Source organism: Succinimonas sp. (assembly GCF_045225735.1).
Classification (GTDB): Bacteria; Pseudomonadota; Gammaproteobacteria; order Enterobacterales; family Succinivibrionaceae; genus Succinimonas.
Genome location: NZ_JBGVBR010000112.1, coordinates 1 through 22,492, shown reverse-complemented (window position 1 = coordinate 22,492; position 22,492 = coordinate 1). Strand labels below are relative to the sequence as shown.

25 protein-coding genes and 1 tRNA gene are annotated in these 22,492 nt (G+C 51.7%); 21 read left to right on the top strand and 5 right to left on the bottom strand.

Translation table 11 applies throughout. The features are described 5' to 3' along the window. From ACJROR_RS04155 to ACJROR_RS04145, 3 genes are all read left to right on the top strand, one after another. On the top strand, positions 1-567 hold a 567-nt coding region (locus ACJROR_RS04155), incomplete at its 5' end, for a hypothetical protein (RefSeq protein WP_406545991.1). A gap of 159 nt (positions 568-726) precedes the next feature. Beyond that, positions 727-957, top strand: coding sequence for a hypothetical protein (locus ACJROR_RS04150; RefSeq protein ID WP_406545990.1), 231 nt, complete (start codon positions 727-729; stop codon positions 955-957). Between the two features lie 231 nt (positions 958-1,188). Continuing rightward, the gene (locus tag ACJROR_RS04145; RefSeq protein WP_406545989.1) at positions 1,189-2,487 is read left to right on the top strand and encodes an adenylosuccinate synthase; all 1,299 of its coding nucleotides are present in this window, start codon (positions 1,189-1,191) and stop codon (positions 2,485-2,487) included. A gap of 219 nt (positions 2,488-2,706) precedes the next feature. Here ACJROR_RS04145 and ACJROR_RS04140 read toward each other — a convergent pair whose 3' ends face one another. Continuing rightward, the gene (locus tag ACJROR_RS04140; RefSeq protein WP_406043953.1) at positions 2,707-2,835 is read right to left on the bottom strand and encodes a hypothetical protein; all 129 of its coding nucleotides are present in this window, start codon (positions 2,833-2,835) and stop codon (positions 2,707-2,709) included. Positions 2,836-3,192: 357 nt separating this feature from the next. Here ACJROR_RS04140 and ACJROR_RS04135 point away from each other — a divergent pair, with 357 nt between their 5' ends. Further along, a complete protein-coding gene (locus ACJROR_RS04135; protein ID WP_406545988.1) occupies positions 3,193-4,281 on the top strand; it encodes an HD domain-containing phosphohydrolase in 1,089 nt (362 codons plus the stop codon). A 122-nt stretch (positions 4,282-4,403) separates the two neighbouring features. Here ACJROR_RS04135 and ACJROR_RS04130 read toward each other — a convergent pair whose 3' ends face one another. Further along, complete coding sequence (locus tag ACJROR_RS04130) at positions 4,404-5,366, bottom strand: polyprenyl synthetase family protein (RefSeq protein WP_406545987.1); 963 nt, start codon at positions 5,364-5,366, stop codon at positions 4,404-4,406. Between the two features lie 276 nt (positions 5,367-5,642). Between ACJROR_RS04130 and rplU the strand changes: the two genes are divergently transcribed. The 12 genes from rplU to rlmD all read left to right on the top strand — a co-directional run bounded on the left by rplU (position 5,643) and on the right by rlmD (position 18,861). After that, a complete protein-coding gene (gene rplU / locus ACJROR_RS04125; protein ID WP_406545986.1) occupies positions 5,643-5,957 on the top strand; it encodes a 50S ribosomal protein L21 in 315 nt (104 codons plus the stop codon). 16 nt (positions 5,958-5,973) lie between these two features. Beyond that, positions 5,974-6,231: a 50S ribosomal protein L27 gene (gene rpmA / locus ACJROR_RS04120; protein ID WP_406043961.1), complete on the top strand. Its 258-nt coding sequence runs from the start codon at positions 5,974-5,976 to the stop codon at positions 6,229-6,231. Positions 6,232-6,341: 110 nt separating this feature from the next. After that, positions 6,342-7,478 carry an Obg family GTPase CgtA gene (gene cgtA / locus ACJROR_RS04115; RefSeq protein ID WP_406545985.1) on the top strand — a complete coding sequence of 379 codons (1,137 nt, stop codon included), beginning with the start codon at positions 6,342-6,344 and terminating at the stop codon, positions 7,476-7,478. Next, positions 7,475-8,269, top strand: a complete 795-nt coding sequence (locus ACJROR_RS04110) for a threonine/serine exporter family protein (RefSeq protein ID WP_406545984.1) — start codon at positions 7,475-7,477, stop codon at positions 8,267-8,269. The genes cgtA and ACJROR_RS04110 overlap by 4 nt, the downstream gene beginning before the upstream one ends. Before the next feature lie 18 nt (positions 8,270-8,287). Next, complete coding sequence (locus ACJROR_RS04105) at positions 8,288-8,764, top strand: threonine/serine exporter family protein (RefSeq protein ID WP_406043967.1); 477 nt, start codon at positions 8,288-8,290, stop codon at positions 8,762-8,764. A 1-nt stretch (position 8,765) separates the two neighbouring features. Beyond that, positions 8,766-9,263 (top strand): dihydrofolate reductase, encoded by a 498-nt coding sequence (locus tag ACJROR_RS04100; RefSeq protein ID WP_406043969.1) that lies wholly within the window; start codon positions 8,766-8,768, stop codon positions 9,261-9,263. 119 nt (positions 9,264-9,382) lie between these two features. After that, positions 9,383-10,225 (top strand): symmetrical bis(5'-nucleosyl)-tetraphosphatase, encoded by an 843-nt coding sequence (locus ACJROR_RS04095; RefSeq protein ID WP_406545983.1) that lies wholly within the window; start codon positions 9,383-9,385, stop codon positions 10,223-10,225. Between the two features lie 322 nt (positions 10,226-10,547). Further along, positions 10,548-12,395, top strand: a complete 1,848-nt coding sequence (gene dnaG / locus ACJROR_RS04090) for a DNA primase (RefSeq protein WP_406545982.1) — start codon at positions 10,548-10,550, stop codon at positions 12,393-12,395. A 192-nt stretch (positions 12,396-12,587) separates the two neighbouring features. Further along, positions 12,588-14,582, top strand: a complete 1,995-nt coding sequence (rpoD, locus tag ACJROR_RS04085; RefSeq protein WP_406545981.1) for an RNA polymerase sigma factor RpoD — start codon at positions 12,588-12,590, stop codon at positions 14,580-14,582. Between the two features lie 403 nt (positions 14,583-14,985). Then, the gene (gene rpoD, locus ACJROR_RS04080) at positions 14,986-16,890 is read left to right on the top strand and encodes an RNA polymerase sigma factor RpoD (RefSeq protein ID WP_406545980.1); all 1,905 of its coding nucleotides are present in this window, start codon (positions 14,986-14,988) and stop codon (positions 16,888-16,890) included. A 262-nt stretch (positions 16,891-17,152) separates the two neighbouring features. Beyond that, positions 17,153-17,229, top strand: a tRNA-Ile gene (locus tag ACJROR_RS04075). A gap of 60 nt (positions 17,230-17,289) precedes the next feature. Further along, positions 17,290-18,861 carry a 23S rRNA (uracil(1939)-C(5))-methyltransferase RlmD gene (gene rlmD / locus ACJROR_RS04070; protein ID WP_406545979.1) on the top strand — a complete coding sequence of 524 codons (1,572 nt, stop codon included), beginning with the start codon at positions 17,290-17,292 and terminating at the stop codon, positions 18,859-18,861. 313 nt (positions 18,862-19,174) lie between these two features. Here the strand turns inward: rlmD and ACJROR_RS04065 are convergent, their stop codons facing one another. Genes ACJROR_RS04065 through ACJROR_RS04055 form a run of 3 tightly spaced genes read right to left on the bottom strand, consistent with a single transcriptional unit; the run spans position 19,175 to position 19,834 of the window. Continuing rightward, positions 19,175-19,477 carry a helix-turn-helix domain-containing protein gene (locus tag ACJROR_RS04065; RefSeq protein WP_406545978.1) on the bottom strand — a complete coding sequence of 101 codons (303 nt, stop codon included), beginning with the start codon at positions 19,475-19,477 and terminating at the stop codon, positions 19,175-19,177. Further along, on the bottom strand, positions 19,474-19,584 hold the full coding sequence (locus ACJROR_RS04060) for a type II toxin-antitoxin system RelE/ParE family toxin (RefSeq protein ID WP_406545992.1): 111 nt from the start codon (positions 19,582-19,584) through the stop codon (positions 19,474-19,476). Before ACJROR_RS04060 ends, ACJROR_RS04065 begins: the two co-directional genes overlap by 4 nt. Then, positions 19,562-19,834 carry a hypothetical protein gene (locus tag ACJROR_RS04055; protein WP_406545977.1) on the bottom strand — a complete coding sequence of 91 codons (273 nt, stop codon included), beginning with the start codon at positions 19,832-19,834 and terminating at the stop codon, positions 19,562-19,564. The genes ACJROR_RS04060 and ACJROR_RS04055 overlap by 23 nt, the downstream gene beginning before the upstream one ends. Positions 19,835-20,132: 298 nt before the next feature. Here ACJROR_RS04055 and ACJROR_RS04050 point away from each other — a divergent pair, with 298 nt between their 5' ends. The 5 genes from ACJROR_RS04050 (at position 20,133) to ACJROR_RS04030 (ending at position 22,452) form a co-directional block, all read left to right on the top strand. Beyond that, positions 20,133-20,246, top strand: coding sequence for a hypothetical protein (locus tag ACJROR_RS04050; RefSeq protein ID WP_406545976.1), 114 nt, complete (start codon positions 20,133-20,135; stop codon positions 20,244-20,246). Positions 20,247-20,289: 43 nt separating this feature from the next. Next, positions 20,290-20,535 (top strand): hypothetical protein, encoded by a 246-nt coding sequence (locus ACJROR_RS04045; RefSeq protein WP_406545975.1) that lies wholly within the window; start codon positions 20,290-20,292, stop codon positions 20,533-20,535. Between the two features lie 62 nt (positions 20,536-20,597). Continuing rightward, the gene (locus ACJROR_RS04040; RefSeq protein ID WP_406545974.1) at positions 20,598-20,738 is read left to right on the top strand and encodes a hypothetical protein; all 141 of its coding nucleotides are present in this window, start codon (positions 20,598-20,600) and stop codon (positions 20,736-20,738) included. A 524-nt stretch (positions 20,739-21,262) separates the two neighbouring features. Then, positions 21,263-21,709 carry a DUF1016 N-terminal domain-containing protein gene (locus ACJROR_RS04035; protein WP_406545973.1) on the top strand — a complete coding sequence of 149 codons (447 nt, stop codon included), beginning with the start codon at positions 21,263-21,265 and terminating at the stop codon, positions 21,707-21,709. After that, positions 21,604-22,452, top strand: a complete 849-nt coding sequence (locus tag ACJROR_RS04030) for a YhcG family protein (protein ID WP_406545972.1) — start codon at positions 21,604-21,606, stop codon at positions 22,450-22,452. The genes ACJROR_RS04035 and ACJROR_RS04030 overlap by 106 nt, the downstream gene beginning before the upstream one ends. Positions 22,453-22,492: the final 40 nt, after the last annotated feature.

Below are 22,492 nucleotides of genomic sequence, written 5' to 3'. Positions count from 1 at the left end.
CGGTGCTGCCTGATATATACCGGAGACGAAAAAGCGAAGCCGGACGGCACGATGAATTTTACCCGCATGTATCATCCGAAGATAACCCGGATACCAGCGTATCTGAATTTCGAGATAAGCGTGTTCTCCGCAAAGGAAAAAGGCACCATCGCAGGTCAGTACATCTGGTTTTCCAAGCTTGCCGCAGGTCTCAGAACTAAATGCAGGAATGGTGTAGAATTCATAGAGAGCATCAAGAGGGAGTGCCTCGATGAGGGCTATGATGTTATGGCGCAGTTTATTGAAAGATACGCAAGAAAAATGGAGGATGCTATGGAACTGTCAATTACTTCCAATGAAATTTTTGATAACTTTCTTCAGGGCAAATGCAATGATGCCGCTGAACAGGGCAGAAAAGAGGGTATAAAAGAGGGTATAAAAGAGGGTATAAAAAAGGGTATAAAAGAGGGCGAGGAAAAAACCGTTATCGATTTTTACACAGCAGGCTTAATCTCAAGGGAGGTGGCAATGGCAAGACTCGGCGTAACGGATCAGGAATTTGAAGTATTGCTGCAAAAATATAGCTGAAAGTATTTTAGCTGAGTTTTTCCGTTAACGATGACAGCGCGGTATCCGGAGGTGATTTCCGATACATGCGCTGTCTTTTTGTTCTGAAAGTTTTGGTTTCAAGGTTTCTGCTGTTCTTAGAGAGCCGGTAATGAGTGATGCCGATAATAGGAGATGACAATGGAGCTTTCAATTAGATCCCAGGATGAATTTCATGACTATCTTGAGAGGGAATGCCTGGATGCTGCTGAAAAGGGCAGAGAAGAGGGCAGAAAAGAGGGTATAAAAGAGGGCGAGGAAAAAACCGTTGTCTATTTTTACAAAAAAGGCTTAATCCCAAGGGATGTGGCAATAGCAAAACTCGGCGTAACAGATCAGGATTTTGAAACATTGCTGCAAAGATATAGCTGACAGTATTTTTGCTGACTTTTTTGCTGATGAGGACAGCGCGGTGTATCCGGAGATGTTTTCCGATGCAGGCGCTGTCCTTTTCGGCTGTAACCGCGGTAACGGGTACGGAACTGTCTCCGCCGGCCTGAGAGATAGTCAACAGGGGGAATTTTTGATAAAATCACGCTGTTTGATTGTTAAACTGCTGCTTTCGAAACCGGGAAGCAGCCATGTGTTTTAGTGGCAGAGAAAATGGCTCAAAGTGTAGTTGTCTTAGGCACCCAGTGGGGTGATGAAGGAAAGGGTAAGATTGTTGATTTGCTGACTGCTGAAGCGGACTATGTAGTGCGTTATCAGGGCGGGAACAACGCCGGTCATACTCTTGTAGTAGATGGCAAGAAGCAGGTTCTGCGTCTTATTCCTTCCGGAATTCTGCGTCCTGGCTGTACCTGCGTAATCGGAAACGGCGTGGTGGTAAATCCCGAGGCTCTTATGGGCGAGATCACGGAGCTGGAGGCCAAAGGCGTGCAGGTACGGAACAGAATGATCATTTCTCCGGCCTGTCCTCTGATCCTGCCCTATCACATTGCCATCGATCGCTCCCGGGAAGCCAAGCTGGGCAAAAAAGCCATCGGCACCACCGGAAGAGGCATCGGTCCGGCCTATGAAGACAAGGCTGCCAGAAGAGCAGTTCGGGTAGGCGATCTCTTTAATATGGATGACTTTGCCGACAAGCTGCGGACGGTTATGGAATACCACAATTTCTGTCTGACCAGCTATTACGGCCAGCCGGAGGTTTCCTATGATGAGGTGCTGGAAGCCTGTAAGAAGTATGCCGGAGAAATCCTTCCCATGGTGGCTGATGTAACCTCCCTTCTGGCCAAGGCCAGAGAAAATGGCTGCAAGATCATGTTCGAGGGAGCTCAGGGAGCCTTCCTGGACATTGATCAGGGCACCTATCCTTATGTGACCTCCTCTAACACCGTTGCCGGCGGCGTCAGTACCGGAGCCGGTTTCGGCCCGCGGCATATTGACTACATCGAGGGCATTGTAAAGGCCTATACCACCCGGGTGGGCGGCGGACCTTTCCCTACCGAGCTTTTTGACAAGACCGGAGAATATCTCTGCGAGAAGGGCGCGGAATTCGGTTCCGTTACCGGACGCCGCCGTCGCTGCGGCTGGTTTGACGGCGTGGCCATGCGCCGATCCAATCAGATGAACTCCCTGTCCGGACTCTGCCTTACCAAGCTGGATGTTTTGGATGAGCTGGAGGAGGTGAAGATCTGCACGGCCTATAAAAAGGCTGACGGCACGATAATTGACTATTCGCCGCTGGCTGCCGATGATTATCTGGGACTGGAGCCGGTTTATGAGGTGATGCCCGGCTGGAAGCAGTCAACCTTTGGCGTTACCAGCTATGATGCTCTGCCGGAAAATGCCAAAAAATACATCAAACGTCTGGAAGAGGTTTCCGGAGTCAGGATTGACGTTATTTCCACAGGCCCGGATCGGGATCAGACCATCATTCTGCATCATCCCTTCGCAGCCTAGCTGACCTCGGGATCTGCCGGAGCCTGATGCTGGCGGGAAATCGCAGTGTGACGGGTTTCGGGATGTGTTAATTAAAAAGGGGGCGCGGCCCTCTTTTTTTATGGAGCGGGCTGCCGAAACAGGTAAAGATTCCAGCAATGAGATCCGCTATCAGCCCCCCGGCAGACATCCGGTGTTATCCATAGCCATCTTCTTATCAGGTATTTTTCGGGATGCTCCTTATTCGCCGCTGGTAAAGAGAGCCAGAACTAATTCCAGAAGATCCCCGATCCACCACAGGAGGCATCCGGATCTGTTATCGTTGTTTTGCTTATTTTTCTGCCGCAAAGCGAAGCCGGTGTTATCCATGACCATCTCCTTATTTAGGCATTGTCCCGGACGAGAGAGCCCGTCCCGGGGATTTTTTAACCTCTGGTTTTGTGGTTATCAGATTCCGGTTATCCATGCTAGCACAGCAGTTTTTGGCAAAAAAGCCTCCGGTTTTGTTTTTGCCTGCCGGGCGGCAATAAAGCTGCAAAAACAAAAACAGAGATCCCGAGAACCGAGAAGCCGCAGGAAAAAGCCCTCTTCGGGACTCCCGGGAGCCCCTTTCTGAAAATGTTTTCCTAAAACGTTCTCCGGGTGAGTAAAACCGCCGGAAATGTGCTATATTTTGCAGTATGAGAGCTTTATATTCGGGCTCGGACAGTAAATAAAGAATGAACTATGGATCCTCATTTTCATATCCTGCTTGTCGGTGATGACAATGCCAATCTGCTGGTGCTGCAGCAGGTTCTTGACAGATCCTGCGAGGCGGAGTTTGCTTTTACCGCTCAGGATGCGGTTTTTAAGCTGGCCGCCAAACATTATGATCTGGTGATTTCAGACTATACGCTCCCTGACCTCCCGCTCGCGGAGTTTATGAGCAGCCTGCGGAGAATCTCCAAGCCTCGGGTGCTCCCCGTTATTGTCATGAGCGATAACGATGACCCTGATGCCGAGGAGCAGAGCTTCCGGCTGGGCGCTCAGGACTATATCAGCAAGAATTCCCGCTTTGGCGTCATCGAATACCGTGTCATGCGGGTGCTGGAGGCGGAGCAGAACCGGGCGGCCATGGAACGCCGTTATCAGGATCAGGAACAGAAGATCGAAAAAATCCGGCAGAATATTGTGGAGGCCTTTGCTTCCATTATCGAGGGCCGGGATCAGCTTACCGGTCTTCATATTCAGCGCACCGCCTCCTACGTATCCATGGTGGTGGACGGACTCTTAAAAAAGGGCTACTACGTGGAGGAGCTTCAGGATGAGGCAAAGCGCAATGCCATTGTGCAGTCCGCTCCTCTCCATGACATCGGCAAGATCGCCGTGTCGGATGTGATTCTGCTGAAGCCCGGACGGCTTACCAAGGACGAATTCGAGATCATGAAGCGTCATGCCAGAATAGGCGGCATGATGATCCAGGAAACCCTGAAGTCCATAGAAAGTCCCCTGATCCTGAAGACCGCCGTGGACATGGCTACCTACCATCATGAAAAGTGGAACGGTCAGGGCTACCCTGACGGTCTCAAAGGGGAGCAGATTCCTCTGTGCGCCCGGGTGATGGCCATTGCCGATGTGTTTGACGCTCTGGTATCCAAGAGATGCTACAAGGAGGCGTTTTCATATGAAAAGTCCTTCGAGATCATCCGGGAAGAGTCCGGTCAGCATTTTGACCCTTTGATTGCTGAGGTCTTTCTGTCCATGAAGGATGAAATCATCGGCATGTCCGAGGGCTGGGCTCTGGGGAGCGACGAGGAGCTCTGCGCTTTGGATTAGCGCGTTGCATAAGGGCGTTACATGAGAGCAGTTCCGGCGCTCCGGAATGCAGATCTCCGTTTCGGGAGTACCCGGGCGGAGATTTTTTTTTGAGGAGAGATTTGAGGAGAGAAAGGGAAGGATCAGCGCGTTCTTTTTACCGCCCGATCTGCCAGACTGCAGAGCTGTTCCCGGAAGGGGCTGTCCGGAAAGACCTCCAGAGATTTTCTGGCGCTGGCGGCTTCTGATTCGGCCTTTTCATAGCAGCGGGCGATGGCTCCGGTTTTTGCCGCGAGATTCATGATCATGGGGAGATCGCAGCGGGCCATGGCATCCAGAGCCTGCCTTCTTTCGGGTTCCCCTAAAGCATTCAGGGTGTAAATCAGGGGCAGGGTTATCTTGTGATTCTGGAGATCATCGCCGATATTTTTGCCCAGTTCTCCGGCATCGGCGGTGTAGTCCAGAATATCATCGGCTATTTGAAAGGCGTTCCCGAGACTGCGGCCGTAGCCGGTAAGTCCTTCTAACTCGCTTTCTGATACCTTGAAAAAAATACCGGGAATTCTGACCGCTATTTCAAAAAGCACCCCGGTTTTGGCATAAATGGTGTGGCAGTAAGCCTGTTCGCTGAGCTCCGGGCGGTCGATATTTCCCATCTGCTCGATTTCTCCGGAAGCGATAGTGCTCACTGCCCGGAAGAAATCCCGGAAGATGGCGGAGTTTTCCGTAACGGAGGCCAAATCGAAGGCTTTGGTGAAGAGATAATCGCCTCCCAGCACGGCGATGGAGTTACCGAACACGCTGTTCACGCTTTTAAGGCCCCGGCGCATCTCGCTTTCATCAATGACGTCATCGTGCATCAGGGTGGCGGTATGGAGTATTTCAATGGCCGCGGCCAGCTTCAGAATCTTTTCATCGCCGATAGCTTCGGGCCGGATCAGGCCTGCAGCCAGGAGCAGGAGCAGCGGGCGAATTCTTTTGCCTCCGCCGAGGACAAGATGACGGCACACGCTGTTTACCAGATCCACCGGCGAATCTATGGCTTGCAGAATGCGCTGGTTTACCTTGTCCAAAGGTTCGGAGAGCAGTTCTTCTGTACTGGTCATGTAGTATCTCTTCAATAATGACGGGCGTCCGCATCCGGAACGGCCGCGGATATTATACCGTGTTTCCGTCCGGTGAAAAAGGAGAGACCAGGGAGCCCCGCGGGGCCGGAAAAGCGTTTTCGCCGCATTCCCGCAGATCCCCGGGGAATTGTAAAAAATATTGGGCATTTTTGTTGCGTAACTGTGATCCAACTTGTATAATACGCGCCATCGTTATTGTTAATCTAAAGATTTTTGTCCCTGTTACCGTCAGGTTTCAGGGCTATGGAGTTTTAAATGTACGCAGTTGTGTTAACTGGCGGCAAACAGTATCAGGTTTCTGAGGGAGATGTGATTTCCGTAGAGCTTCTCAAGGATGCTCAGAAGGGCGCATCCATCGAACTCGACAAGGTACTGATGGTTGCTGATGGAGACAACGTAAGAGTTGGCGCTCCTTATTTGGAAGGCGGAAAGGTTGTGGCAGAAGTGGTCGATCAGATCCAGGGCGAGAAGGTAATTATTACCAAGTTCCGTCGCCGCAAGCATTTCCAGAAGGTGACCGGTCATCGTCAGAGATATACCGAGCTTAAGATCACCGGTATTAACGCTTAATCAGGAGAGTTATACAATGGCACATAAGAAGGCAGGCGGCAGTTCCCGCAACGGTCGCGATTCCAATGCTCAGCGTTTAGGCGTCAAGGTATACAGCGGCCAGGCTGTATCGGCAGGTTCCATTATCGTGCGTCAGCGCGGCACTCAGTTCCATCCCGGCCCCAACGTCGGTCTGGGCAGGGACTACACTCTGTTCGCCAAGTGCGATGGCGTAGTGAAGAATTACGTATCCGGACCTAAGAACCGCAGATTTGTAAGCATCATTCCTGTTTAATCAAAGGTTCTTTTGCCAAGGGGGCTCTACCGGTTGTTTAATTGGTAGGGCTTTTTTATTGCTTATCAGGCAGAAAACAGGCAGAAGCGAAAAGAAAAGGCGGCAGAAAAATGAAATTTGTTGATGAAACCCAGATCCGCGTGGAAGCCGGTGACGGCGGTAACGGCATCGTGAGCTTCCGGAGAGAGAAGTATATTCCCAAGGGCGGCCCTGACGGCGGAGACGGCGGGGACGGCGGGGATGTTTTTGTGATAGCCGATGACAATCTGAATACTCTGGTGGATTATCAGTACCAGAAATTTTATGCCGCCGGCCGGGGACAGAACGGCGGCAGCGCCGACTGCACCGGAGCCCGGGGCGCTGACTGCGTGCTCAGAGTTCCCGTGGGCACCCGCATTATTGACGCCGATACCGGGGAAATGCTGGGGGATCTCCTGACCAAGGGGCAGAAGCTCATGGTGGCCAAGGGCGGCTTTCACGGGCTGGGGAATTCCCGTTTTAAAAGCTCCGTGAACCGGGCCCCCCGGCAGAAGACTGACGGTTCTCCCGGGGAGAAGCGCTTTATCAGGCTGGAGCTTATGCTCATGGCCGATGTGGGCATGCTGGGGCTTCCCAATGCCGGAAAGTCCACGTTTATTTCCGCAGTCAGCCCCGCCCGCCCGAAAATCGCCGACTATCCCTTTACCACGCTGGTGCCCAGTCTCGGGGTAGTGCGGGTTTCCGAGGGGAGCAGCTTTGTGGTGGCGGATATTCCGGGCCTGATTGAGGGCGCGGCCGAGGGCGCGGGCCTGGGGCATCGCTTCCTCCGGCATCTGGAACGCTGCCGGGTGCTCCTCCATCTTGTGGATATGAAGCCCGTGGACGGTTCCGATCCCGCAGCCGGCATTGCCGTGATCGAAAACGAGCTCCGGAATTACAGCGAAAAGCTTTATGAAAAGCCCCGCTGGCTGGTGTTCAATAAATGCGATGCCGTGACTCCCGAGGAGCAGGAGGAAATTGTTGCCGCCACTTTGGCCAGCCTTCCGGAAAAGCCGGCCCGGTACTTCGTGATTTCCGCTCTGGCTCATAAGGGCACGGAAGAGCTTTGTCAGGAAGTGATGCAGCTTATTCAGGATCTCGCGGAACAGGAACGGGAGAGCGGTGTTGATGCCGCAGCCCGGGCTTTCGTATGGACTGACAAGCCCGAACCTGTTAAAGAAGAACGTCCCCTGGATATTCAGGAAGACTTTGAGCAGGAAATCCAATGAGCCTTCTTTTGTGCCCGCCGGAGGATCAGGAGCGGCTGGAGCTCTTTTCCGAGGTGGCCTTAAGGCTTATGAGCTCCAGCGCTGAAACCCGGCTCGTGGTGCAGACCACGGAGCGCATTGCCCGCGCCTTCGGTTATCCGGATACGCAGGTTATTGTGGGAGCCGGCATGGTCTGCATTTCCGCAAATACTCCCCATGGCCGCTGCTCCCTCACCCGGAAGGCGTCAACCGGAGGGATTCAGATGGATGTGCTTACGGATATCACGAAGCTTTGCCTGGAGGCGGAAAAGGACGGGCTTTCATTTTCAGAATTCCGGGAACGCTTTAAGAGCATCAGAACCCGGGAAATCAATCCCCTGTTTCTCTGTTTCATGATCGGTCTTGCCACGATGGCCTTCGGCTTTCTGAATGACGGGAGCCTCATGGCCTGCGCCTCCGGTTTTCTGGCGGGAGCAGTTACCATGGCCCTCCGGGTGTTTTTGCAGAAATATGCCCTGTTTCCGTTTTTTGTTTTCGGGGTGCTGGGGTTTTTCGGGACGCTGATCTCCTATGGGTGCGGAGCCTGGATCTTTCATCTGGAGCCGAAGGATCTGGAGATCGCCCTCATTATCGGAGTGCTGCTCCTGGTACCGGGCTTCCCCTTTGTAAACGGGGTGCTGGATCTCTTTAAAGGGTACTACACCATGGCCTTTACCCGGCTGATGCTCACCACCATGCTCCTGATGGCGGTGTCTCTGGGGATCACCGTGGCTCTTTATTTCATCCCGCAGGAGTTCTGGAAGATTTCATAACATTAACCGACTGTAACCATGGCTGACTATACCCTGACTGACTATATTCTGCGCGCTCTTCTGGCTACTTTGCCCTCCGTGGCCTTTGCCCTGTTGTTTCACGTTCCCGTCCGCTGTCTGGGCTGGTGCGCCGCCGGGGGAGCTCTCACCTGGGGGCTCCGCATGATTCTGATGCGGGAATTGGATCTCGGCATAGTCACGGCGACCTTTATTTCAGTTACGGCGATGAGCCTGTGCTTCATCGGCATCTCTCCCCGGATCCGGGTGCCGCGGCCGGTTTTTACCGTGGCCAGCATCATTCCCATTATTCCCGGACGGAATGCCTATATGACTTTGTTAAGCGCCATACAGATTTATGACGGGACGGGATCCCGGCTTCAAGAAATTGAATCCTTTTGCTTAAACGGCATCACCACCGGGGCTATAATGCTGGCAATGGGGGCGGGCATTGCGCTGCCTCCGCTCTTCTTCTATCGCAAGCGACCGGTGGTTTGATATGCTCTCTTTAATTGTTGCTCATACGGAAAATTATGTAATCGGCCGGGGCGGGAAGATGCCCTGGCACCTCCCGCGGGATCTCCGTCATTTCAAGGAACTCACCTGGGGACATACCATTATTATGGGTCGCAAGACCTATGAAAGCATCGGGGGCCCTTTGCCGGGGCGTCTTAACGTGGTGGTTACCGGTAATCCGGACTATCAGGCGGCCGAGGGCGTTGCTTTGGTGCCTTCCCTGGCCGAGGGCGTCAGGAGAGGCGGATCGGACAAGGAGGTTTTTGTTATCGGGGGATCTCAGCTTTATAAAACCGCCTTTCCGCTGGCGGATCGCCTTTATGTTACCCTGATAAAGGCCCACATAGAGGGAGATGCCTTCTTCCCGCGCTATTCTCCGGAGGACTTCGACGTGCTTAACAGAGAGGAGTTTCCGGGTGATATGAAAAACGCCTTTGCCATGGAGTTCCTGACCCTGGCCCGGAAGTCGCATTTCCTGTAGTACCGGAGCTCTCATGCCGGGCTTGCTGCCTGTAATGAACTGCTTGCCCCCGCCGCCATTTACACCCAGAGGGGAAACAAGGGGAAGAGAGGAAGCGACCGGAGAGAAAAGGAGGAGTTATGGCGGTTTACTGCATCGGCGATATTCACGGCTGCTATGATGAATTCAGGCATCTTCTGGAGGAGATGGCTTTCAATCCGGCCTGCGATGAACTTCTTCTTACGGGGGATATTATCGGGAGAGGGCCGAAGCCTTTGGACACGGTGCGCTTTATCCGGGATCTTGGTGATCGCGCCACCTTTGTGCTGGGCAATCATGACCTGAATTTTCTGGCCATTGCCTACGGCTTCAAGGAGCCTAAGAGAAAGGATCTTTTGCAGGATCTTTTGAGCTCCCCGGATCTTGAGGATATTGCGGAATGGTTCAGCAGGGCTCCTCTGGTATTCCGCCATCCCCGGGTTCCCGTCTGTCTGGTTCATGCCGGCATTATTCCGGAGTGGAGCATTGAGGATGCCCTGGCCATGTCCCGGGAGGCTGAGGAGACCCTGAGACAGCCGGTTACCCGGAGCCGGTTCTTGCAGCGCATGTTTGCCGATACCCCGGATCGCTGGGATCCCGAACTTGCTGGCATTGACCGGATTCGCTTCTTTGTGAACGTCTTTACCAGGATCCGGCTGTGCCGTCCGGATGGTTCCCTGGATTTCAAAAATAAAAATTCCCCGGAAGAGGCCGCTCAGGAGGGACTCCGGCCCTGGTTCGAGCTTCGGAAGCCCGCTCCCGCAGATTCAGTCTCCCTAGTATTCGGGCACTGGGCCGCTCTGGCCGGAAACTGCCATATTCCCGGTATAAAGGCTCTGGATACCGGCTGCGTCTGGGGCGGCCGTCTTACCGGCTGGCGCTGCGACACTGACACGTTTTACAGCGTTCCCTCGGGGTACAGCATTCCTCTCATTAAGAGCTGATTCCCGGAAATCCGGAGAATTGGGAGCGGATATTGGCTTCAGCTTCTCCGGCTCCGGAGGATTCTTCCCGGCCGCTTCTGAAAATCAAATATTGTTTTTATTGTATTTCAGCAGGATTTTTATTATATTTCCGGCGTTGGGCAGTGTCTGTTCCGGAAGGGCGGTTTTGTCAGAAGGAAAGAGGCAGACTGAAGTAAGACCTGGAGAGTGAAAGAAGGACAGAGAAACAGAATAAACACAGATAAAGCAAAGAAAGACTAAGACAGCGGACAGAGATTGACGGAAAGATGAAGACAGAAAGTTAAAGACGAGGTGAACAGAAATGCCCTATATCAAAAAGGATTTTATCGAAAGGCTTATTGACCGGGTCGATATTGTGGATGTTATCGGAGCCCGGCTCACCCTGAAGCGTTCCGGGAGCAGCTATATGTGCTGCTGTCCCTTTCATAACGAGAAGACCCCGAGCTTCAGCGTCAGCCAGCAAAAGCAGTTCTATAACTGCTTCGGGTGCCATAAGTCCGGCAACGTGCTGGGCTTTATCATGGACTATGATCAGCTGAGTTTCCCCGAGGCGGTGGAGCAGCTCGCCAAGGAAGCCGGGGTGCAGGTGGAATATGAGGAGAGCGCCGGTCATGCTCCGGAGAAGAAGGAGCGGGAGGTTGACTTCTACGATATTCTGGAGCGGGCCGCGCTCTTATTTGAGGCTGAGCTCCCCCGGCATCCGGAGGCCCTTAAGTACCTCCATGACCGGGGACTCTCGGATGACACCCTCCGGCGTTATCACGTGGGCTTTGCTCCGGAATCCTGGGATTATCTCATCAAGAATCTGGCCGGGGACAATCAGAAGATCCTAAAGGCCATGACGGATCTGGGCCTTGTAAATCAGGGACAGCAGGGCAAGGTTTATGACACCTTCAGAAACCGGGTGATAATCCCCATCCGCGACAAACGCGGCCGCACCATTGCCTTCGGCGGCCGAGTGCTGGACAATTCCAAGCCCAAGTACATTAACTCCCGGGAAAGCCCGGTGTATAAAAAGGGGCATGAGCTCTTCAATCTGGATGCCATCCGAAATCTCCGGGACAAAAATCTCCCCTATATCATGATCACCGAGGGCTACATGGACGTGATCGCCCTGGAGCAGGCGGGCATTCACAATGCCGTGGCCTCGCTGGGCACGGCCACCACCCCGGAGCAGATGAACCTGCTTTTTAAACAGGCGGATCGCATTATCTTCTGCTATGACGGCGATGCCGCCGGCAGAAACGCCGCCTGGCATGCCCTGAACACGGCTCTTCCGGCCCTTAGCGATGACAAGCAGCTTCAGTTCTGCTTTCTCCCTCCGGAGCATGATCCGGATACCCTGGTGCGCAGTCAGGGAGCAAAGGCCATGCTGGACTATCTGGAGCATGCGGAAAGCCTCCCGGAATATATTATTGCCACCCTCAGGAACCAGTACAACGTGGACGACGAGGGCGGGAGAATTAACTGCATTGACCGGGCAGCCGAAATACTGAGCCTTATGCCCGATGCCATATTGACCCGGGCGGCCGTGGAAAAGCGTCTCGCGGATCTGGTGGGCTGGTCGCAGGAAGGTCTGCATGGCAGCATCGATGACAGTATTGAAAAGCTCCGGGCCCGGAAGGCGGTCAGGGGGCCGGAGAGCACCGGGGCCGGGGGATCCGGTTCCCGGATGGATCCGAATACGATTCCCCTGAATCCCATGAGAGCGGTGGTGGCCCGTCTGGTGAAGGATCCCGAGCTTATGCGGGCCATTCCCGAACCGGACAAGCTGGTGGCGGTTCTCCGGGAGTATGCCAATGATCGCTGTCAGGTGCTTTTGGATCTCATGGGAAAGATCAAGGCCAATCCGGATACCACCACCGGAGCCCTTCTGGAAAAGTACCGCGATTCCGGAAAGATCGGGGATCTTATCAGCCTTCTCGCGGCCAGATCTGATGCCGCCATCGAAGAGGAGGGGTTTGTGGAAATTAAGATCATTGACCTGATGCACTACATTAAGGCCATTCTGCAGGAGCATCTCACCGCCCGGAAGCAGGCTCTCAGAATCAAGGGCCGCCGGGAGGGCGGGCTCAGCAATGAAGAGCTTATCGAGGTGCAGTTTCTGGAAACCGCCACAAGGCAGCTTCAGCCCTCCCGGAAGTCCTGATGAGAGATTCCGGCGCGCGTGCCGGGGGAATAAGGGGGGATCTGCAAAAAAACACCGGAAGATCTTCATTTCCCCCCCTTTAAACTTATTCCAAGTAGTGTAAAATATGCGCTTTCAGATAGGGGCGGTTTTTTTAAGAGCGCTTCTGTCATAAGTTTTAAAGAACTCTTAACTCTGGAGATATGTTGTACTATGGAAGAAAAGCCATCATCAATCCTGGCGATGCTTACTCAGGAAGGCAAGAGAAAGGGTGGTTATCTCACGGTAAAAGAGATTAAGGAAAAGCTTCCGGAAGAATATTTTGAATCTGAAAAACTGGATGAGATCTTTCAGGTTCTGGCAGAACGCGATATCCAGATTTGCGAGAAGGAGCCCGAGGAAGGCGATCTGGTGCTCAATCAGACCGCCGGCGAGACCGAGAATCTGATAACCGACATCGGCAGCTCCTCGGATCCGGTCAGAATGTACATGCGGGAAATGGGAGCGGTGAACCTGCTTACCAGAGAGCAGGAAATCAACACCGCCAAACGCATCGAAGAGGGCAAGAGCCGGGTGCAGTATCTGATTTCGGATTTCCCGGCCGCCGAGGAGATTCTGCTCCGTCATTTTGAAAATTATGAAAACGGCCTTTGCAAGCTGTCAGACGTCATTACAGGCTTTCAGGAAAATACCGGCGGCGAAAGGGATCTGTCTGATGATGATGCCGATCTCGCTGCCTCTGATGAGGAAATCGCTCTGGATGCTCTGGTCATGGATGCCGGCATGGATGCTGCGGGATCTCTGGAGGATGAGGGAGACGATGACAGCGGCGCGGTTTCCGGTGCTGATGGGGACAATGTTCCCGAGACCGTTCAGGAGGATGACTCCTCCGCTGATGATGCTGATGAAAACGGCGGTGATGAGGCCGATGAAGGCGATGGCGATGATGACGGCGAGGATGCTCCCATGTCAGGGGAGGGCGATGCCGCAGATGTGGATCCGGCCCAGGCTCAGGAGCGGATCGCCGCTTTAAGAAAGCACTATGCCGCCGCCATGAAGGCTCTCAGTCGTTTCGGCCGCGGCGCCAAGACCACGGAAAAGCATTTTGCGGAAATGCGGGAATGCTTCTGCGGCTTTGTTATCAACAGCAGGCTTAATGAGGAGATCCTGACGGTGGTGCGGGATTTTGCCGACAGGCTCAAGAATCAGGAAAAGCAGATCCGCACCATTCTCATAAAGAACTGCGGCCTTAAGCCCGATGAGTATCGCCGCTACTATTCCGAATCCAAGAAGGAAGCCTCCGCGGAATGGTACGAGCACATTATCAAGCTTAAAAAGCCCTTTGCCAAAAAGGCCGTGATTTATGAAAAGCAGCTTTTGAGCGCCGTGGAGTGTCTCCGGGGCATTGAGAACGATTCTCAGACCCGGATTTCGGAGATCCGCCGCATCAGCCAGGAGATCATGATGTGGGAGGCCAAGACCAAAAAGGCCAAGTCCGAAATGATCGAGGCCAATCTCCGTCTGGTGGTTTCCATAGCCAAGAAGTACATTAACCGCGGCATGCCCTTTCAGGATCTGATTTCCGAAGGCAATATCGGTCTTATGAAGGCGGTGGACAAGTTTGAATACCGCCGGGGGTATAAGTTCTCTACATACGCCACCTGGTGGATCCGTCAGGCCATTACCCGTTCCATTGCCGATCAGGCCCGCATTATCCGGGTGCCGGTGCATATGATTGAAACCATGCACAAGTACAACCGCATTGCGCGGCAGATTCTGCAGGAAAAGGGCCATGAAGCCACTCCGGAGGAAATTTCAGCCCGCATGGGGATTTCCGTGGAGAAGATCCAGAAGGTGATGAAGATTTCCAAGGAGCCCATGTCCATGGAATCTCCTATCGGAGACGATGAGGATTCCCGGCTGGGAGACTTCTTGGAGGATGAAACCACTCAGATGCCCCAGGATCTGGCAGCTCAGGACAACCTTAAGTTTGTCATTGAGAAGATCCTGACGGATCTCTCCCCCCGGGAGGCCATGGTGCTTCGGATGCGCTACGGTATCGGGATGCCTTCTGATCATACCCTGGAGGAGGTGGGGCAGCACTTCGGCCTTACCAGGGAGCGCATTCGTCAGATCGAAGCCAAGGGACTCCGGAAGCTCCGGCATCCCACGAGATCCGAGCCCCTGAAGAGCTTTGTGGATGGCTGAAAGCCTGCCGCATGCCGAGAAAGACCGCGAAAGCGCGGTAAAAAGCCGGCAGCTCCGAGAAGCGGGGACTAAGCCGGCCGCCGGCGGGAATTTTTGAAAAAAGAACAGAAAAAAGTCTGCTGAGTTCAGCGGACTTTATGAGGAAATACGTCTATTAATGTGATCCTAGTCATATTTTTTAAATTCAGTGTTTAACACACCCCCTTTCTGAGATCTAAAATCTTGTGCTCCATTTAAATATGGTGGCCCTTTTCTTTCATATTTTTGCGTCCGTGTCATTTTCCTGAGGACAGATCCTGTTTCTTTCTTGTGATAAAAAGGGCGGCTTTTCTGTTTTTCATGGTTCTTTCTAAGTTTTAATGGCGGCCCCTTCGGGTGTGGTGCTATCTATTAAGGCGGTATAATGGAAAATTCTTCTGCATTTATTTCGTTAAGACAGCTAATCATTGATGGAAAGGAGAGAGGGTATCTCACTAAATCTGAAATCAAAGAGCATTTGCCAGCCGAATTTGAAGATGATGAAAAGCTGGAGGATTTTTTTCAGCGCTGCGAGGAGATGGACATTCAGATTTACGACAAGCCTCCGGAATCTGATGATCTGATTCTCAATCAGACGGCCTCCGAAACTGAAAAAATGATGTCCGATATCGGGAAGACCACTGACCCGGTGAGGATGTACATGCGCGAAATGGGCAGCGTGGGCCTCCTGGATCGCAAGACCGAGGTGCAGATCGCCCGCAGAATCGAAGAAAGCGTCCGCGGCGTGCAGTCGTGTCTGGGCCGCTGTCCTCTGGTGGTAAAGCTGTTTTTGGATCAGTTCCAGGAGATTTCCAGTCAGAATTCCCGCATTTCCGATATCGTATCCGGCTTCCGGCTGGAGAACGAAGAAGACGGCGAGGGCGATGAGGTCAGGGATGAGGACACTCCCGAGACCGGGGAGCCGGAAACCGAGGATCCGGTTTCCGATGAGGCCATTTCCGACGATGCCGCTCCCGGCGATGATGCGGATGACGATGCCGAAGGCGACGGCGGCGATGCCAAGGATGACGGCGATATGGATGACAGCGGCGGTTCCGGTCCTTCTCTGGAGGAGGTGGCTGCTCAGATGGTGTATCTGGACAAAGCCTGGCGTTCTTTTGAAAAGGCCCGGGAAAAATACGGCATCAGACATGCCCAGACCCATCGCGCTCTCACCCTGATGGAGAAGGAGTTTGTCAGGTTCAAGCTGCCCCAGAAGGAGCTTACCTACCTCTCCCGGACGGCTCAGGATCATTTCTCGGAAATGCGGCCTCATGACGATTTCATGGCCGATACCCTGAAAAAGCGCTGCGGCATGGATCAGCCCTCCTACCGGAAGCTCTATCTTGATAACCGGAAGGTCTTTGACCGGAGCTGGTACGAGACTCTGGTAAATTCCGATCGTCCCTTTGCCGAAAAGATCCGCGCTCATGAAGAGAGGATTCTGCCGGAGCTGGAACGCATTTCCGCTATTGAGGAAAAGATCGGCATTGAGATCTATAAGCTCCGGGATCTGAAAAAGGAGCTTATTCTGTGGGATCAGAATGCTCAGAAGGCCAAGGGGGAGATGATTAATGCCAACCTCCGTCTGGTGATCTCCATTGCGAAGAAATACACCGGCCGGGGCATGCAGTTCCTGGATCTGGTGCAGGAGGGCAATATCGGCCTCATGAAGGCGGTGGATAAGTTTGAATACAAGAGAGGATTCAAATTTTCAACCTACGCCACCTGGTGGATCCGGCAGGCCATTACCCGTTCCATTGCCGATCAGGCCCGGACTATCAGAATTCCGGTGCACATGATTGAAACCATCAACAAGCTGAACCGGGTGTCCCGGCAGATGCTGCAGGAGAACGGCCGGGAGCCTACTCCGGAGGATCTGGCCAAAAGGATGGGGCTTCCGGTGGACAAGATCCGCAAGGTGATGAAGATTTCCAAGGAGCCGGTTTCCATGGAGAAGCCCGTGGGTGACGATGATGATTCGCATTATGGGGATTTTCTGGAGGATACCACGCTGCCGCTCCCGGCTGATGTGGCCACGGTGGACAGTCTTAAGGACATCACCGAAAAGGCCCTGAGCGGACTTTCGCCCCGGGAGGCCCGGGTTATCAGAATGCGTTTCGGCATTGGCATGAGCTCCGACCATACTCTGGAAGAGGTAGGGAAGCAGTTTGACGTAACCAGGGAGCGCATTCGTCAGATTGAAGCAAAGGCGCTCCGGAAGCTCCGGCATCCCAGCAGATCCACGGCGCTCCGGAGTTTCCTGGACAGCAATCAGGAAGCGGGTTAGCCGGTTTTTGAAGAAGAGAAGGGCCCTTAGCGGGCTCTTTTTTGTTTGGGGAGATCTGGAAGCAGAGGGAGAATAAGAGTCCGGACAGGAAGGACATGAGGGAATCAGGAAAAGACGGACATGGAGCGCGCGGGAGAGAATCCGGTATGGGGTACCGGGCAGGCAGAGCCGGGGCGAAGGGAAGGCGCGTGAGACGGGTAAAAAAGTTTCCGGAAATATTAGACAAGGCGGGATTTGACTTGTATAATTGCAACCGTTCCGCGGCCCATTAGCTCAGTCGGTTAGAGCAGACGACTCATAATCGTTTGGTCCACTGTTCAAGTCAGTGATGGGCCACCAGTTCAGAACAAAAAATCCTTTCTTTATTTCTTTTTCAGTTCTCTCTTTTTTCAGCGTCTGATGTCTTATATCACCGTTACCATTTCAGAGTTAACTTCAGAAGGCACTGGTTTAGGCTTTCTTAATGGCAGAAAGGTCTTTGTTCCCGGAGCCTTTCCCGGGGAAACGGTAACTCTGGAACCCGTTATTGATAAGCCGGGGTATATCTCCGGAAGACTTCTCGAAGTTCAGAAGCGGAGTCCGGACAGGATTCCTGATTTCTGCCCCGTTAAGTGCGGGGGCTGCTCCTTTACCGCTTTGTCATATGAAGCGGAGCTCCGTTTTAAATCTGCTTATCTCCTGAATCTCTTTAAGGATCTTCCGGGGTTTTCGGAAGAAAAGTATCGCGGCATTACCGGAATGCCTAATCCTTTCCGCTACCGGAACAAGGCGGTTTACGTGTCCGGGTGGGATAATGCCGCCTCCGGGGAGCCGGATCTTCAGAACCGGAAAGCGGATACCGGGAATGAAAGGGCGGATAAAAGGAATGAGAGAATAAAGGGGAATTTCAGCAGGAAAACGGCGGATGAGACAGAGGACAGGAACGAGGAACATGGTGAGAATAAGGGCCGGGACAATAATGGCCATGGCAGATTTATGCTGGGCCTTTATGAAAGGGATTCTCACAAAATCATTGCTATTCCGGACTGTCTTCTGGAACCTGCATGGATGAACCGGGCGCGTAACGGGCTTCGGGATCTGGTAAATGAAACCCTTTATGGCGGAAATTCCAGTGCGGAAGATGCCCGGGAGATGAAGATCTTTTCCGAAAACCTTCGTTATATCTTTTTGCGGGGAGCTCCGGACGGGGAAAAATCCGGGGAGGCTGATGCCGCCTTCCGGAGATGCGCGGTTCTGGTGCTCAGAACCGGGAACGATGCCGCATCGTCCTCGGCAGCTGTGCCGGAGGCAGTGCTGAGATTGCTGGAAAAGGCTGGGATCGCCAATATTGCGGTGAATTTCAATAATGATCCCGGAAACCGGATCTTCGGGGAAAGCTTTCAGGCAGTCCGGGGCGGGCTCTATGCGGAAATGCCGCTTCTGGGACGGGTGTTCAGGGTGCGGCCGGTGTCGTTTTTTCAGATAAACGGCGAAATTACCGGGCTTCTGTACGATAAGGCCATTGAGCTTCTGGATCCGGCTCCGGATGCCAGGATAGCGGATCTTTATTCCGGCATCGGTACAATTTCCTTCCGTCTTTCGGAGCGAGCCCGGGAAACCTTTGGGATCGAGGTGGTTCCCGAAGCGGTGCGGGATGCGGAAAGAAACAGCGAGATCTTCGGCATCGGCAATGCCAGCTTTTATGCGGGCAGGGTTGAGGATGTTCTTCCGGATTTGGTCAAAGGCGGAGTCAGGTTTGACGGTGTTATTCTGGATCCTGCCAGAAAGGGGCTGGAGGAGAGCGTGGTGAATACTCTGGCTGCTCTCGGGGTACCCCGGATTGTGTATATCTCCTGCAATCCCAAAACCCAGAAGCGGGACATGGCATGGTTTATTAAACGCGGTTATCAGCTGGAATGCCTTTATGCTTTTGACATGTTCCCGCATACCTGTCACGTCGAGACCGTAGTTTTACTATCAAGGGCAAAATAGACCGGCTCTGAAAGCCCTTGAAATCAAAGGGTTTGCGGAGTTTGATGCTTTTTTGAGCATGACTGTAAAGAGCGATTTTGACTGTATGTAAAAACATATTAAGGCGGAAAGATACCATTTTGCGTTTGCGGAAGGAAATGGCGTGAATTGTGCCTAATCTTGGATGTGAAAAGTAATGTACTTTTCAGAAAACAATGAAAAAACGGCGGGGAGATCCGGCATAATCAGTACAGCTCCTTGCCCCTTTGAAATCAAAAAAACTGCTGTTAACTTGCAGCAGGATTTCTTGCCATAGATTGGTCGAATAGAAGTGTCAGATACCAGTATGCTGTGATACTGCATTCGGAATGAATTCAATTTTCAACGTCAAATTCATCGCAGCAGCCAGCCGTTTCAGCAGATTCAGACTGGGATTTCTATTTCCGTTTTCCAGTCGGCTAATATCGGCCTGACTGATACCAGAACGCTCAGACAGCTGTTTTTGAGTTATTCCGGCTCTGATTCGGGCATCTAATATAGCGCGAGTGATATCCAATTCTGGCTGAATAGCTTCATACTCTCTGCGAAACTCTTCATCTGCCATCAATTCGTTCGTCAGTTCCTGAAGGTCACTCATGATTTCATCCCCTTTCTTGAAAAATGGTATGTTCTACGCCTTTTTGCAAGTTCTATTTCAGCCCTCGGTGTTTTCTGCTGTTTCTTAACAAAGCCATTTGTTGCAATAATAATTCTGTTCTCTTCGAAAAAGTAAATAATCCGAACGATATATCTGTTCCAACCTTGCTGCGAAGTTCAAAATTCCATCTTCCATGTGCTTGCTTAACGGCTCTCGTGCCAGATTGCTGTACTCTTCCATTAAGTGCAGATCTCCGATGACTTTCGCTTTCATCCGAAGAGACAGATTCCAGATAAACCGACCCACCGGTTTGGAACCATCCTCTTTCTGGTAAAAGTCAACGGTAAACTTACCCAATACTCATGCCTCCTTAATATGTTATATATAGCATAATAGTAACAGAGATATTTGTTAACAAGAAGTGTTAATCTGTTAATATGGCTAACTATAGTGAATTTACTGCGTACTGTACAACCATGTTGCGGCTCTTGGTTAAATATTTGCATTCGCGCCAATTTTGATCTTGCGAGTTCCAAATTGCCCGGGCTTCCCGATGGAAGTAACTGCATAGGCTGCGTTGGATGGCAGCGATATACCGGCGATAGAGTGGTAGGTTGATGATTTCTCCATATTTCTAGCGTAAAACTTTAAACGGGTGCTGGCCACGGAAATATCAAAAACCTCGGTTAAGTCCGCGCAGCTCAACATTGCCAGAAACAACGTTGCAAACCTTAAAATCCTTCGCTTGAGCACTGAAGAGTTTACCTAGGCCATGAATAAAGTCAGAAGCTTCAGAAGACTCGAAGCAAGCGGTGTTGATCTCGAGTTACGACTGTCTTACGGTTCTGGTGGATCCCTCTCGGGCAGGGCTGGATGACGCTACCCTGAAAATGATTCGGCGGCATGACAACATTGTCTATGTTTCCTGCAATCCCGTAACCATTATGGAAAACCTTAAAGTACTTACGGAAACCCATGTCATAGATAAGCTGGAATTTTTTGATCAGTTTCCATATACCCGCCACACAGAAACGGTCGCTCTCCTGTTAAAAGAATAGACAATGCGTAATCCCCTGATTTATAGGGCTTATACGGTTTTTTTGCTTCATTTTGTGATGCCTTGCCACATGAATTTGACTGTTCTGTTTTTGCTAAGAGAGAGGAAGGATATGATTACTACGACTACGATGCGGTTACCAGAAAATTTGATGTCTGTAATATCAAGATTCCTGAATATGAATTTGCGGAAGTAATGAACTAAACTGATAGTGCTGCATAATTCACTGATAACAATGATATAACTGATGAACAGGCGACAATAACGGTCAATTACGAACGCGCTGCGTTCACAATTGAAGCTGACGCACTCTCGATTGCTTTTGCCCCGATTGCTTTTGCGTGTTGAGAATGAAACCGCCAGAAACTGGTACTTGAAGGAATGACTCTGTTCAGCATGGTCAAGCCGTCAGCTTGAGTGCCAGATTTCCACGCTGTATTATGAAAGGCTTCTTGCCAGCAGAGAAAAGTCGCCTGTTATTGCGGAAGCACATGATTTAGCGGAGACACTTGCCGTCGAGAATTTTATTAAAGACCCGTATGTGCTGGACTTCCTTGATTTGAAGAATTATCCGGCATTGCGTGAGTCGGACTTGGAACTGGTCAGGCAAGTTAAAAGCATTGTTTCGAATGATAGTATTAGAATTACTTGGTTATGGATGGTGTTTTGTCATAATAATTTGTCAGCCATAATCCAAGGGGGCCGCCATAATCCAAGGGGGGATAGTTGTGAATTACGATAATGCTATGGAAATCATCAAGACTGCGATTTTACAGAGCCAGTATGATGCAGTACGCTCTGTGAACGAGAAGCAGCTGATGCTTTATTATGCCATCGGGAAATACATCTCTCTGAATTCCAGAAAAGGCTTCTGGGGAAAGGGAGTCATCGATGCCATCAGCAAGAGGCTGGACAAGGAACTGCCGGGATTGAAAGGATTCTCGGCAAGAAGCTTGCGATACATGCGGACATTCTATGAGGAGTGGTCGTATTTGGACAAATCTGAATCGGTGCTTGAGTCCGATAACGGCAATTTGGCACCCGTAGGTGCCAAATTAGAGATTTCAAATTGGAACCAGCTGGTGCCAACACAAATAGAGTTTCCGGAGAGTTTCCGGATACTTCGTTTTTTGCCATCGGTTTCTCCCATCACCGAACGATTCTTTCCAAGATAAAAGATACAAATGAGCGTATTTTTTACATAAGGCGATGTGCTGACGAAAAATACAGTCACGAGGAACTGATTGCAAGCATTGCCCGTGATGACTATCACCATCAGGGCAGCTTACCGAACAATTTTCTGCAGACGCTTCCAGCGGAGGAGCAGGCTTTCCGTGCCATCAGTACATTCAAGGATGAGTATCTTCTGGATTATATCAATGTGGAGGAACTGGGAATCCGGGATAAACAGGATGCGGATGAGCGGATGTTAGAAAATGCCATTATCCATAACATTAAAAACTTCATCCTTACCTTTGGCAAGGACTTTGCCTTCGTCCGCAACCAGTATCATCTGGATGCCTTCGGGGAAGACCAGTATATTGACCTTCTGTTTTTCAATCGTGAGCTGAACTGTCTGGTGGCGGTGGAACTGAAGACCGGGAAGTTCAAGCCATCCTACCTTGGACAGCTGCAGAGCTACTTGAGCATTCTGGACGGATTTGAGCGGAAACCGCATGAGAATCCATCCATAGGACTCATCCTCTGCAAGGATATGAATAAGTCCTTCGTAGACTATGTAATACAGGATTATGCCAAACCCATGGGGGTGGCAACTTACAAAACATCAAAAGATATGTCTGCGGAGTTACGGAAAGCGCTGCCAAATATTGATGACTTAAGAAAACTTTTAGATGGCAGTGATGATAACGGTTGGAAATTCTACCCCTCTGTGACCACCCCTAGTGCTTTTTCGTGACCCTCAGTTCTCATTATCCTTTCACCCCCGCTTCTGAAAT